At 69.8% G+C, this 12,910-nt stretch carries 13 protein-coding genes; 12 read left to right on the top strand and 1 reads right to left on the bottom strand.

What is annotated here, in order from left to right; all coding sequences use genetic code 11:
• The first annotated feature begins 50 nt into the window (after window positions 1-50).
• Genes ACFFII_RS04915 through ACFFII_RS04900 form a run of 4 tightly spaced genes read left to right on the top strand, consistent with a single transcriptional unit; the run spans window position 51 to window position 3,488 of the window.
• Window positions 51-644, top strand: coding sequence for a histidine phosphatase family protein (locus tag ACFFII_RS04915; RefSeq protein ID WP_377697774.1), 594 nt, complete (start codon window positions 51-53; stop codon window positions 642-644).
• 11 nt (window positions 645-655) lie between these two features.
• Entirely contained in the window at window positions 656-1,426 is a 771-nt protein-coding gene (locus ACFFII_RS04910) for a TIGR04290 family methyltransferase (protein ID WP_377697773.1), read from the top strand.
• The gene (locus ACFFII_RS04905; protein WP_377697772.1) at window positions 1,423-2,355 is read left to right on the top strand and encodes a glycosyl hydrolase; all 933 of its coding nucleotides are present in this window, start codon (window positions 1,423-1,425) and stop codon (window positions 2,353-2,355) included. The genes ACFFII_RS04910 and ACFFII_RS04905 overlap by 4 nt, the downstream gene beginning before the upstream one ends.
• 11 nt (window positions 2,356-2,366) lie before the next feature.
• A complete protein-coding gene (locus tag ACFFII_RS04900) occupies window positions 2,367-3,488 on the top strand; it encodes an inositol-3-phosphate synthase (RefSeq protein ID WP_377697771.1) in 1,122 nt (373 codons plus the stop codon).
• Here the strand turns inward: ACFFII_RS04900 and ACFFII_RS04895 are convergent.
• Window positions 3,431-4,039 carry a DUF1003 domain-containing protein gene (locus ACFFII_RS04895; RefSeq protein ID WP_377697770.1) on the bottom strand — a complete coding sequence of 203 codons (609 nt, stop codon included), beginning with the start codon at window positions 4,037-4,039 and terminating at the stop codon, window positions 3,431-3,433. The genes ACFFII_RS04900 and ACFFII_RS04895 overlap by 58 nt on opposite strands.
• Window positions 4,040-4,122: 83 nt before the next feature.
• Here ACFFII_RS04895 and ACFFII_RS04890 point away from each other — a divergent pair, with 83 nt between their 5' ends.
• The 8 genes from ACFFII_RS04890 to ACFFII_RS04855 all read left to right on the top strand — a co-directional run bounded on the left by ACFFII_RS04890 (window position 4,123) and on the right by ACFFII_RS04855 (window position 12,851).
• A complete protein-coding gene (locus ACFFII_RS04890; RefSeq protein ID WP_377697769.1) occupies window positions 4,123-5,088 on the top strand; it encodes an MDR/zinc-dependent alcohol dehydrogenase-like family protein in 966 nt (321 codons plus the stop codon).
• On the top strand, window positions 5,085-6,071 hold the full coding sequence (locus ACFFII_RS04885; protein ID WP_377697768.1) for a Gfo/Idh/MocA family protein: 987 nt from the start codon (window positions 5,085-5,087) through the stop codon (window positions 6,069-6,071). Before ACFFII_RS04890 ends, ACFFII_RS04885 begins: the two co-directional genes overlap by 4 nt.
• 1 nt (window position 6,072) lies before the next feature.
• On the top strand, window positions 6,073-7,128 hold the full coding sequence (locus ACFFII_RS04880) for a polysaccharide pyruvyl transferase family protein (RefSeq protein WP_377697767.1): 1,056 nt from the start codon (window positions 6,073-6,075) through the stop codon (window positions 7,126-7,128).
• Complete coding sequence (locus ACFFII_RS04875) at window positions 7,125-8,510, top strand: Coenzyme F420 hydrogenase/dehydrogenase, beta subunit C-terminal domain (RefSeq protein ID WP_377697766.1); 1,386 nt, start codon at window positions 7,125-7,127, stop codon at window positions 8,508-8,510. The genes ACFFII_RS04880 and ACFFII_RS04875 overlap by 4 nt, the downstream gene beginning before the upstream one ends.
• Window positions 8,511-8,619: 109 nt before the next feature.
• Window positions 8,620-9,840, top strand: coding sequence for a sugar-transfer associated ATP-grasp domain-containing protein (locus tag ACFFII_RS04870; RefSeq protein WP_377697765.1), 1,221 nt, complete (start codon window positions 8,620-8,622; stop codon window positions 9,838-9,840).
• Between the two features lie 9 nt (window positions 9,841-9,849).
• Window positions 9,850-10,860 (top strand): hypothetical protein, encoded by a 1,011-nt coding sequence (locus tag ACFFII_RS04865; RefSeq protein WP_377697764.1) that lies wholly within the window; start codon window positions 9,850-9,852, stop codon window positions 10,858-10,860.
• A 331-nt stretch (window positions 10,861-11,191) separates the two neighbouring features.
• Window positions 11,192-11,554, top strand: a complete 363-nt coding sequence (locus tag ACFFII_RS04860; RefSeq protein WP_377697763.1) for a permease — start codon at window positions 11,192-11,194, stop codon at window positions 11,552-11,554.
• On the top strand, window positions 11,466-12,851 hold the full coding sequence (locus ACFFII_RS04855) for a DNA-packaging protein (protein WP_377697762.1): 1,386 nt from the start codon (window positions 11,466-11,468) through the stop codon (window positions 12,849-12,851). The genes ACFFII_RS04860 and ACFFII_RS04855 overlap by 89 nt, the downstream gene beginning before the upstream one ends.
• The last annotated feature ends 59 nt before the right edge of the window (window positions 12,852-12,910 follow it).

Raw genomic sequence — 12,910 nt, 5'->3', positions numbered from 1 at the left:
CTTCATCTTTGTTGCTTGACATGGTTTTTACGGCACAGCGGGGGCTTGGCATGGGCGTTCTGATCGGGCTGGTCCGCCACGGATCGCATGACGACCTGGGCACATGGCTGAGCGGACGGACCCGCAACGTGGCGCTGAACGCGGCGGGGCGCGAGGAAACGGTGGCCCTTGCGCGGCGGCTTTCAGGAAAGGGCGTTGCGGCGATCAGCACCAGTCCGCGCCGCCGGACGGTGGAGACGGCGGACATCTTGGGCGCCGGGCTGAACCTGACGCCGGTCCTTGCGCCGGACCTCGACGAGATCGACTTCGGCGGCTGGTCGGGGCGGCGCTTCGCCGACCTGGATGGCGAGCCGGACTGGGACCGCTGGAACGCCGCGCGCGGAACGGCGCCGACCCCGGGGGGCGAGACGATGGCGGCGGCGGTCGCCCGCGCCATGCGCCACATCGACCATCTGGCGGGGCAGGGCGGCGGCCCGGTGCTGTGCGTCAGCCATTGCGACGTGATCCGGGGGGTGGTCGCGCAGGTGCTGGGGCTGCCCTTGGACAACCTGCTGCGCTTCGAGATCGCGCCCGCCTCGGTCAGCTGGCTGATGGCGCATGGACAAGGCGCGGGGCATGTCCTAACCCTCAACGGCACTGCCTGACGGAACGGACAATGAACGCAACGCAGATCGCGCAAAGGGTCGAGGGTCTCGGGCCGTGGTTCCACAACCTGGACCTGAACGGCATCCGCACCGCTCCCGGCCATTTCCTGGGGGATTACCCCGCCGACAAGTTCGCCCGCTTTTCGCATCTGGTGCCGGAGGATCTGACCGGGAAAACCGTGCTCGACATCGGCTGCAACGCCGGCTTCTACAGCTTCGAGATGCGCCGCCGGGGTGCCGCCCGCGTGCTGGGCATCGACATGGACGCCCGCTACCTGGCGCAGGCCCGCTTTGCCGCCGAGGTGCTGGGCGAGGACGGCGTCGAGTTCCGCCAGATGGGCGTCTATGACGTGGGGCGCCTGGGCGAACGCTTCGACCTCGTGATCTTCATGGGCGTGCTTTATCACCTGCGCCACCCGCTGCTGGCGCTGGACCTGATCCGCGAGCATGTCGCGGGCGACATGATGCTGTTCCAGACGCTGACGCGCGGCCCCGACACCGTGGCCGAGCACGCCGAGGACTACGACTTTTCGGAAGATGCCCATTTCCAGCAGCCCGACTGGCCCCGCATGGCCTTCATCGAGCGGAAATGGGCCCATGACTGGACCAACTGGTGGGTCCCGAACCGCGCGGGGGTCGAGGCGATGCTGCGCGCCTCGGGCTTTGCCGTGGAAGCCGGCCCCGCCGACGAGGTCTATCTGTGCCGCACCGCCGAGGTGCCCTTCGCCAATTACGGACCCCACGTGGTCTATCCCGCCCGACCCGAGGAGCCTGCCCGATGATCGAAGCCGCGATGATCTGGAACGAGCCGAACAACAAGTCCCACTGGGACCCTGAACTCGACCCGGACTGGTCGCGCTTCGGCCAATGCGTCACGCTCGCGGGGCAGGCGATCAAGGCGGCGAACCCCGCGATCACCCGCGTCCTCGGCGGCATGTCCCCGATCGATCCGCTGTGGGTGCAGCGGATGCAGGGCCACGGGGCGCTGGACCACGTGGACGTGGTCGCGGTGCATGGCTTCCCGCTGGACTGGAACCTGTGGCAGATCCAGGAATGGCCCGCCAAGGTGGCCGAGATCGAGGCCGTGACGGACAAGCCCGTCTGGGTGACCGAGGTCGGCGTCGGTTCCTTCGGCGCGGAAGAGGTGCAGGTCTTCGGCGTCCAGAAGACGGCCGAGCTGCTGGTCGGCCGGGTGCCGCGCATCTTCTGGTATTCGCTGTTCGACCTGCCGCAGGAATGGGGCGCGACGACGCGGCACCGCGAGGCCGAGGGCTCCTCTTACTACCGCCATTTCTACATGGGCCTGATCCGCGCGGACGGCACGCCCAAGCCGGGGCTGGACGCCTATGCGCCCCACGCCGCCGACATGGGGCTGATGCAGTGGTTCCATTACCAGGACCCGCGCCTTGATGACGCGGTCGCCTGGATGAAGCGGCTGGGCGTGAAACACCTCCGCACGGGCCTGTCTTGGGCCGACAGCTTCCGCCCCGACGCGCTGGGCTGGTTCGACCGCCAGATGGAGGCGCTGGCCGATTTCGACACCACCGTCACCTTCTGCTTCACACCGGAACATCTCGGCCCCGGCGCGCATCACACCAGCCCGCCGCATGATCCGCAGCAGTTCGCGGATTTCTGCGCCGCGATGATCGAACGATATGCGCCCGCGCGGGTTGAGGCGGCGCCGGCCGCGCTCCAGCCGGCCCTGACCTGAAGGCCCTCCGCATGAAAGACGCCCACATGCCGATCAACATCGCCATCGTCGGGGTCGGCAACTGCGCCAGCTCGCTGGTGCAGGGCCTGACCCACTATGCCGGGCGCAACGACGCCATCGGGCTGATGCATCACGCCCTGGGCGGCTATCGCCCCGACGACATCCGCGTCGTTGCGGCCTGGGACATCGACACCCGCAAGGTCGGCCGCGACGTGGCGCAGGCGATCTTCGCCGCGCCCAACTGCACCGCCGTCTTCGCCCCCGAGGTGCCGGACACGGGCGCGGTGGTCCGCATGGGCCGCGTCCTCGACGGCGTGGCCGAGCACATGGCCGACCACCCGGCCGAGCGGACCTTCATGCCCTCGGATGCGCCTGAGCCCTCGCGTGAGGAAGTGGTCGCCGCGCTGCGCGAGGCGCGGGTGGACGTGCTGATGAACTACCTGCCCGTCGGCAGCCAGAAGGCGACCGAGTTCTATGCCGAATGCGCGCTGGACGCGGGCGTGGCCTTCGTCAACAACATCCCCGTCTTCATCGCCTCGGACCCGGCCTGGGCCGAGCGCTTCCGCAAGGCGGGCGTCCCGATCATCGGGGACGACATCAAGGCCCAGCTTGGCGCGACCATCGTGCACCGCGTGCTGACGGACCTGTTCGCCAAGCGCGGCGTCAAGCTCTGCCGGACCTACCAGCTGAACACCGGCGGCAACACCGACTTCCTGAACATGGCCAACCGCAAGCGGCTGGAAAGCAAGAAGATCTCGAAGACGGAGGCCGTGCAGTCCGTCGCCGCCGAGCGGATCGCGGACGAGAACATCCACGTCGGCCCCTCGGACTATGTCGCCTGGCAGAAGGACAACAAGGTCTGCTTCCTGCGGATGGAAGGCGAGCTGTTCGGCGGCGTCCCCATGAACCTGGAACTGCGCCTGTCGGTCGAGGACAGCCCGAACTCGGCCGGCGTCGCCATCGACATGATCCGCTGCGCCGCCATTGCCCGCGACCGGGGCCTTTCCGGTCCGGTGCTGGCCCCGGCGGCGTATTTCTGCAAGCACCCGCCGCGACAGATGACCGATGACGAGGCCTATGAGGCCGTCGAGGCCTTCATCGCGGAGCCGACCCTGGCCGCCCCGGCGTCGTGAGTGCGGGGATGACCGGGGGCGCCGCCGTCCCCTTCGACCTCTTCCAGCGCGTCAAGGACCTGCTCGGGATCGACGTTCTTCTCGACCTCCTCGACGGCCTGTTCGTCGATCGGCACATCCAGTTTCTCGGCCATCCGGTGAATGACGGTCGCGAGCTTGCTCAACTCGTCCTCGGTCAGCAGGCTGACGTGCAGCGTGAAGTCGGCGCGGGCGTCGGCGCGCTGCTCCTCGCGCCGCTGGTTCATCAGCACGAAAAGCGACAGGAAGATCGCCTCGGTCGAAGCGACCGAGCCGATCAGCCCCAGCCCGTCGCCGAAGGGGATCGGGACCGGGATCAGGTCCGTCAGGACCAGCAGTGCGCCGCCGTAGAAGACGACGTGCAGGATGATGAATGTCATCGAGCCCGCGACGCGGGTGATGGTTTCTGCCACACGGTCGCTCAGCGAGGCGCGGGCGTCCTCCTCGCGCCGCCGCTTGACCAGCCGCATGATGTTGCTGGTCAGTTGCTCCTTCATGCCCTCGTCGGACGGGGCGGGATCTTCGCGGTCCATGACAGCCTTTCCACCTTTGCCATCCACAAGGGGAGGCGCCGCGATCCGGTTCCGGCCCCCGACATTGTTACGGACGATTGACGATGACCCAGACCATGCGTGCGGCGGTCCTTGAGGGACCGCAGCGGTTTTCCGTGGCCGAAGTGCCCGTCCCCCAGCCCGGCCCCGGCGAGGTGCTGATCCGGCTGGAAGGCTGCGGCGTCTGCGCCTCGAACGTCGAACCGTGGGAGGGCCAGCCCTGGTCCACCTGGCCCGGTGCGCCCGGCGGCATGGGGCACGAGGGCTGGGGCCGGATCGTTGCCTTGGGCGAGGGCGTCCAGGGCCTGTCAGTGGGCGACCGCGTGACGGCGCTGACGGAACGGTCCTATGCCGAATACGACGTGGCCCGCGCCGACATGGTGGTGCCGCTTCCCGGGGCGCTCGACGGAATGCCGGTTCCGGGCGAGCCCGTGGCCTGCGCCATGAACATCTTCGCGCGCTCGGACGTGCGCCCCGGCCAGACCGTCGTGATCGTCGGAATCGGCTTCCTGGGCGCGATCCTGACGCGGCTGGCGACGGACGCAGGTGCGCGGGTGATCGCCGTGTCGCGCCGGGCCGAGACGCTGGACCTCGCCCGCCGGATGGGCGCCGCCGAGACCATCCCGATGGACGACCACTGGCGCATCATCGAGGACGTGAAGCGCCTGACCGGCGGCCGCATGGCCGAGCGGGTGATTGAATGCGTGGGCAAGCAGTGGCCCTTGGACCTTGCGGGGGAACTCGTGGCCGAGGGCGGGCGTCTGGTGATCGCAGGCTATCACCAGGACGGACCCCGGCAAGTGAACATGCAGATGTGGAACTGGAAGGGCATCGACATCGTCAGCGCCCATGAACGGGACGCAGGCGTCCGCGTGGCGGGCCTGCGGGCGGCGGTCGATGCGCTGGCCTCGGGCCGGTTGGACCTGTCGCCGCTGCTGACCGGGACCTATGCGCTGGACCAGTTGGGCGAGGCGCTGACTGCCACCCGCGACAAGCCGGGCGCCTTCGTCAAGGCTTGGGTGGCGCTGTGAGCCGCCCGCGGCTTGGTTTCCTCGGCACCGGCTGGATCGGGCGGCACCGGATGGCGGCGCTGGCCGCGACCGGGCTGGCCGAGATCGTCGCGGTGGCCGAGCCCGACGACAACGGCGCGGCCGAGGCGCTGGCGCTGGCACCGGGTGCGCGGCGGGTCGAGGGACTGGAGGCGCTGCTGCGCGAGGACATCGATGCGGTGGTGATCGCCACCCCGAGCGCGGCGCACGCCGAGCAGTCCATCGCCGCCCTGAACGCGGGCAAGGCCGTCTTCTGCCAGAAGCCCCTGGGCCGCACCGGCCCCGAGGTTGCCGAGGTGGTCGAGGCCGCCCGCCGCGCCGACTGCCTGCTGGGCGTGGACCTGTCCTATCGCCAGACCGCCGCGATGGGAGCGATCCGGACTTTGCTGGACGCCCGTGCGCTGGGGCATGTCTATGGCGTGGACGTGACCTTCCACAACGCTTGGGGACCGGACAAGCCGTGGTTCTACGACCCCGCGCTTTCGGGCGGGGGCTGCGTCGTGGACCTCGGCGTCCACCTGATCGATCTCGCGCTGTGGTCGCTCGGCTGGCCCGAGGTGACGGGCGTCGAAAGCCGCCTTTACGCAAAGGGCGCGCCGCTGGCCGACCCTTCGCGCCAAGTCGAGGACTATGCCGTCGCCACGCTGGACCTCGCGGGCGGGACCGTGGTGCGGCTCGCCTGTTCCTGGGGGCTGCAGGCCGGGCGCGAGGCCGTGATCGCGGCCGAGTTCTACGGCACGGAAGGGGGCGCATCCCTGCGCAACGTGGGCGGGTCCTTCTACGACCTGCGGGCCGAGCGGCATCACCATATCCGCGCCGAAAGCCTCGCCGAGCCGCCGGACGACTGGGGCGGGCGCGCGGCGGTGGACTGGCTGACGCGGCTGGCCCAAGGGGCGCGTTATGACGACGAGGCGCGGCATCTGGTAACGGTCGCGCGGGTGATCGACCGGATCTACGGGCGATAGGATGCGCGTCGGAGTCCTGACCTTCCACCGCTGCATCAACTACGGCAGCTACTGGCAGGCCCGCTGCCTGGTCGAGGCCATCGCCGCGCGGGGCCATGACGCCGTGCTGCTGGACCACCAGTCCTGCGAGGTCACCTCGCGCGAGTGGCGCTATGCCTTCCAGCCGCTGACGCCCGACCGCTCGTCCCGCGCGGACGTGGCGCAATACGGGCGCAAGCTGCGCAAGTTCCTCGACGCCTTCCGGGCGCTGCCGCTGTCCGCGCTCTTCGATCTGGACGTGCCCGAGGCGATGCCGCCGGTCGATCTGGCGGTGATCGGCAGCGACGAGGTGCTGAACCTCTCGCACCCCTGGTATGGCGGCAAGCCGGTCTTCTGGGGCGAAGGGATCGCCGCGCCGCGCGTCGTGACCTATGCCGCCAGCTTCGGGAACTACGCCGCCGATTTCGTCGAGCCCGAGTGGTCCGACCGCCTGCGCGCGCTGGACGCGATCTCGGTGCGCGATGACAACAGCTTCGGGCTGGTGGCGGGCGCGACGGGCGCCGAGCCCGCGATGGTGCTGGACCCGGTGCTGCTGAACCCGCCCCGCGTTCAGGCAGCGGAGGAAGCGCCCTATGTGCTGGTCTACGGCCACCACATCCCCGGCTGGTTCGCCGCCCGCGTCAGCGAGGCGGCGCAGGCGCGCGGCCTGCGGACACTCAGCGTCGGCTATCGCAACGACTGGGCCGACGAGCAGCGGCTGGATGCCGGGCCGGAAGAGTTCGCCGCGCTGGTGGCGGGGGCCGAGGCCGTGGCGACGACCTATTTCCACGGCTGCTGCTTTGCGCTGCTGAACGGCAAGCCGCTGGCCTGCGCGCCTTCGGATTACCGCTGGACCAAGGTCCGCGACCTGACCTCGCTGCTGGGGGCCGAGCGGCACCTGACCTTCGAGGACCGCGACCCCGCCGATGTCGCCGCGCTGCTTTCCGAGCCGGTTTCAGAGGCGGTGCAGGCGCGCATCGCCGACCTGCGGGCGCAGTCCTCCGCGTGGCTCGACGCGGCGCTGGCGGGGCGGGCATGACGCAGCCGCTCAGCCCCGCGCAGATCGTCCGCTCGGGCCTCTGCATCGGCTGCGGAGCCTGTGCCTCGGGCACCGATGCCACCATGAAGTGGGACGACTACGGTCAGTTGAAGCCCATCGGCCCCGCCACCCACCGGCGCAGCGAGAGCTTCGCCCGGCTCTGCCCCTTCTCGCCCGAGGCGGCGAACGAGGACCAGATCGCCGCCGCCCGCTTCCCCGAGGCGCCGCATCACGATCTCCGCTTGGGCCGGTACACCTCCTGCCATGTCGGCGCGGTGGCCGAGCCGCCCTTCCGCGAGCGGGGCAGTTCCGGCGGCATGGTCAGCTGGGTCGCGGCCGAGCTGATGCGGCGCGGCGAGATCGACGGTGTCCTGCACGTCCATCCCGGCGCGCCGGGGCAGCCCTTCTTCGGCTATCGCATCAGCCGGTCCGAGGAGGAACTGCTGGCCGGCGCCCGGTCCCGCTATCACCCGATCCATCTGGCCGAGGTGCTGGACCAGGTCCGCGCCATCCCGGGCCGCTATGCCGTGGTCGGCATTCCCTGCTTCATCAAGGCCGTGCATCTGGCCCGCGCGCAGGATCCGGTGCTGGCGGAACGGATCACGCATTTCCTTGGCCTTTTCTGCGGTCACATGAAAAGCGCGCGCTTCGTCCAAAGCTTTGCCTGGCAGCTTGGCGCGGACCATGACCGGGTGCGGGCGGTCGAATACCGGCTGAAGGACGCGAACCGGCCCGCGAACTGGTACACCGCGCATCTGACGCTGGACGACGGCTCGACGGTGCAGAACGAATGGTTCCATCTGGCGGATGGCGACTGGGGCGCGGGGTATTTCCAGAACTCGGCCTGCAACTTCTGCGACGACGTGGTGGCGGAAACCGCGGATGTCAGCTTCGGCGACGCCTGGGTCGAGCCCTATTCCTCGGACGGCCGAGGGACCAACGTGGTCGTCGTCCGCGCCCCCCTGATCCAGCGCCTGATCGACGAGGCCCGCGCCGAGGGGCGGCTGGACCTGCAACCGGTCGGTGCCGATTTCGTCGCCGACACGCAGGCCGCCGGCTTCAGGCAACGGCGCGAGGGACTGGCCTATCGCCTGACATGGGCCAAGCGCGGCATCCGGCCGGTCAAACGGGTTGCACCGCAGGCGAAAGGGATCGGCTGGCGCCGCAAGCTCGTCTATCGCACCCGCGCGGCGATCAGCCGGGGCTCGCACCGGATGGCCTGGCTTGCGGCCCGGACGGGGCGGCCGCAGCTTTACCTCGGCTGGGCACGGCGGGCCTATGCGATCTATGAGGGACTGACCTATGATCGCGGCCGCTTCGCGCCGCTGTTTTCCCGCATCGAGCGCGCGGCCGGACGGCGGCCGGACGGCGGGGGATCCTAGGCCGCCTTCCGACGCAGGCGGCGGGCGCGGGCCTGCGCGGTTTTTGTGGACAAAAGAGGCAATGCGCGGTCCAAACTGGGCGCATCCGTGATCCACTTGCGAGGCCGCGATGCAGGACTTCGACCATGCCGGCTTCCTGAAGTCATGGTTCCCCTCGATTGCGGCAACCAACCACCCGGCGCGGTTCTTCTGGGCTCATAACGAGTTCCTCTGCACCACTCCGGCCGCCAAACGCGCGGTGCTGGACGACAAGCTGCTGTTTTCCGGGCTGCTGGCGGTCAGCGGCCTGCCTGCGCCCCGGACGCTGCTGGCGATCCTGGGGGGGCGGTTCGTCTCGGGCTCGGGCGAGGAACTGGACGAGGCCGAAGCGGTGCGCCGCCTTCAGGGTCGGGGGGCCTTTGCCAAGACGCGGACCGGCTGGGGCGGCGAGGGCTCGTTCCGCATCGGCGCGGACGGGACGATCCACGGCACGGACGGGACAAGGGTGGCAAAGAGCCTGGGCGGGTGGCTGAGGCGGATCAGGAAGTCCGACTACCTGGTGCAGGAGCTGGTGCAACAGGACGAGCGCTGCGCGCAGGCGGCGCCCGCCTCGGTCAACACCGTGCGCTGCATCACCTTTCCCGGCAGCGGCGATGACGTTCCCCGCGTGGCGCTGGCCTTCTGGCGCGTCGGGAACGGCCGAACCGTCGTGGACAACATCTCGAGCGGAGGGATGATCTGCGCGGTGGACCCGTCAACCGGGCGCGTCACCAGCGCGGCGGCCGACAAGACGCGGGCGACCTACGAGGCGCATCCGGTCACCGGCTTCCGCTTCCGGGGGGCCGACCTGCCGGGCTTCGACGCGATCCTGCGCACGGTCAGGGCCGGGCACCGGGCGCTGGACACCTCCATGTCCATCGCGTGGGACGTGGCGGTCACGCCCGAGGGACCCGTGATCCTGGAAGGCAACGGCCATTGGGGGATCAGCCTCGAGGACCTGATCCAGCCCGGCTACGAGCAGGTGCTGTGGGACGCCTTCATGGCGGGCCGCAGGGTCGAAGGCCGCGGCTTCCCGGCCGAGGCGGGGCCCGTTGCCGAGACGGACATGGTCCGCGCCACCTTGACGATCCGCGGCAAGGTGCAGGGCGTGGGCTACCGCCGCTGGGTGACGCGCCATGCCGCCGACCGCGGCGTACAGGCCGAGGCAAGGAACCTGAGCGACGGCACCGTGCGCTGCCGCCTGTCGGGGCAGCGCTGGCGGGTCGAGTTCGTGACGCTCGCCTGCCATCGCGGCCCCCCGGCGGCCGGGGTCGAAGGGATCGACGTCCGGGACGTGCGGCGGCTGCGCTGAGGGGGAGGGATGGTGGACAGCGGGACCATGTTCGAGCGGGCGCATGTCAGGCTGCCGCGCCGCTTTTCGAGCCGCAAGAGCGCCGAGCTGATCGCGCGTGCCGCGCTGGACAAGGGCCTGAAGGTCCGGAAGATCTCGGGGGACATCTTTCTCGTCGAGGGGCGCGGCCGGCGCGAGTTCTTCGACGCGACCATGGCAGGCTCGATCAGCCACCTGGCGCGGACGATCGTCACCAGCAAGGATCTGGCCAAGCTGTTCCTGTCGCGCAACGGCATTCCCGTGCCCGAGGGTCTGGCCTTCCCGCGCCGGGCGGTCGGCAAGGCGGTGGACTTCATGGCGCGTTCACCGGGTTCGCAGTTCGTGCTGAAGCCCACGAATGGCGGGCTTGGCGCCAATGTCTTCATGGGCATCGACGGCGAGCGGAAGCTGCGCGAGAAGATCGCCGCGACCCCGCGCGAGTTCCGCAGGCTGCTGCTGGAGGAGCAGGTCGAGGGTCCCGAATGCCGCTACTTCGCGCTGGGCGACGAGGTGATCGCGGTGGCCGAGCGCCGCCCGGCCAGCGTGAAGGGTGACGGCACCCTGACGGTCGAGGACCTGGTCGCCGCCAAGAACGAGGCCCGCAAGGGTCATCTGGCGCTGTCCGGCATCGCGCTGGACGGCGAAACGCTGGAACTGCTGGCCGAGCAGGGCCTTGCGCCCGGGGACGTACCGGCACCGGGGCGTGTGGTGCGGCTGAAGCGGGTGTCCAACATCTCGCAGGGCGGGGACAGCGTGGACCGGACGGATGAGGTTCATCCCGAGCTGAAGGCGCTGGTGGTTGCGGCGCTGAGGTCCGTACCCATGCTGCCTTACGCGGGCGTGGACGTGATCGCCGAGGACCACTCGGCGCCCCTTGCGGGGCAGCGGGTGGCGGTGCTGGAGTTGAACTGGTTCCCGATGCTGCGCATCCACCACGCCCCCGCCGAGGGCCAGCCGCGCGACGTGGCGGGCGCGATCATCGACCACCTGTTCTGCCGGTGAGATCCGCCGCAATGGGAATCAATCGGCGCCATCCCTGCGGTGGATCGAGGCGGGTTGTCCGAGGGAAAAGGCCGGAAAGACCCCTGCTGCCGCCCGGTGTTGCGTCCCGCGCGGTTGGGTGTTGCGCTATTTATCCTTTTGAATATAAATGATTAAACGGGATTCCGGAAGGTCCTGCCTGCCCAGGCGGATTGACTTTGCGAACGGTCCAAGATACACATTCGACATGCTGGGAGAAGTGGGCAAGCGGCCGGGTCGGTGACCTCGGGCCGCTTTTTCGTTTCTCGCTCGTGCGGACAGGCACAGGGGCGGGGCATCACACAACATGGACATGAGCTTCGAGCCGGGGGGCGCACCCCTGGAGGGACCTTTCGTTGGCGGGGGGAACGAGGGGGCGCTTGGCGCGGGCGAGGCGATCGACGTCGCGGGGGAAATGTTCCGCGAGGTCGCCGAGGAGCTGCACAGGCTGAGGATCGGGCTGCGGGGAGGCAGCACCGAGGACGTCAAGGACACCGCGAGGCTGGTGCGCGACCTGAGGGCCGCGACCCAGCTGGTGCTGGAGGAAAGGAACCGAGTTGACAAGCTTCGCAAGGAAGTCGCCGGAGATGTCGGGGCCGGCCGCCTCGACCTTGCCGCCGCACGAGACGAGATCGGGCGCCGCCTGGCTTGCCTCCGCCGGGCCTCAGGAGGTTGACGCCTTCATCTCGGGGCTGTCGGACAACGCGCTGGCCTCGTTGCCCTGGCTGTTCGAGTTCTGGGCCCTGCCGCACCAGTTGCCCCCCGCGGGCGACTGGAAGTCCTGGGTGATCATGGGCGGGCGCGGGGCGGGGAAGACCCGCGCCGGGTCCGAATGGGTGCGCGCGCAGGTCGAGGGGGCGACGCCCGAGGCGCCGGGGCGGGCGCGGCGGGTAGCGCTGGTGGCCGAGACCTTTGACCAGGGGCGGGATGTCATGGTGATGGGGGACAGCGGGATTCTGGCCTGCTGTCCGCCGGATCGGCGGCCTGTCTGGGAGGCCGGGCGGCGGCGGCTGGTGTGGCCGAACGGGGCGACTGCCACGGTCTATTCTGCGCATGAGCCCGAGGCGCTGCGGGGACCGCAGTTCGACGCGGCCTGGGTGGACGAACTGGCCAAGTGGAAGAAGGCCGAGGAGACTTGGGACATGCTACAGTTCGCGCTGCGGCTGGGAGAGAACCCGCAGCAGGTGGTCACCACCACGCCGCGCAACGTCGGCGTTCTGAAGGCGATCCTGCGAAACGCCTCGACCGTGGTGACCCATGCGCCGACGGATGCGAACCGGGCCTATCTGGCCGAGAGTTTCCTGGCCGAGGTCCAGGCGCGCTATGCCGGGACGCGGCTGGGGCGGCAGGAGCTTGAGGGCGTGCTGCTGGACGACGTCGAGGGTGCGCTGTGGACGACCGCCATGCTGGAAGGTTGCCGGGTGGACGCGGCGCCTGCAATGGACCGGGTGGTGGTCGCAGTGGATCCGGCGGTGACCGGGGGAGCCGCCAGCGACGAATGCGGGATCGTGGTTGCAGGCGTTGTCTGCGAGGGGCCGCCGCAGGAGTGGCGGGCCTATGTGCTGGAGGATGCCTCGGTGCGGGGCGGGCCGGTGGACTGGGCGCGGGCGGCGATTGCGGCGGTCGAGCGGCACGGGGCCGAGCGGCTGGTGGCCGAGGTCAACCAGGGCGGCGATCTGGTCGAAAGCGTGATCCGGCAGGTGGACCCTCTGGTACCCTTCCGGGCCTTGCGCGCCGGTCGCGGCAAGGGGCTGCGAGCCGAGCCGGTGGCCGCACTGTATGAGCAGGGGCGGGTGAAGCATCTGCGGAGCGGCCGGCTGGGGGCTCTGGAGGACCAGATGTGCCGGATGACGGTGCGGGGATATGAGGGACGAGGAAGCCCCGACCGGCTGGATGCGCTGGTCTGGGCGGTCCACGAGCTGATGATCGAGCCGGCGGCGAGTTATCGGCGCCCTCAGGTCCGAGGTCTGTAGCGAGGCGCCTTGTTGCGCTGTTTGAGGCAGGAAGAAGCCGGCTTGGGCTTTGGCAGGAT

This window comes from Paracoccus niistensis, assembly GCF_042432925.1.
GTDB lineage: Bacteria > Pseudomonadota > Alphaproteobacteria > Rhodobacterales > Rhodobacteraceae > Paracoccus > Paracoccus niistensis.
This window is presented reverse-complemented; position numbering and strand designations above follow the sequence as displayed.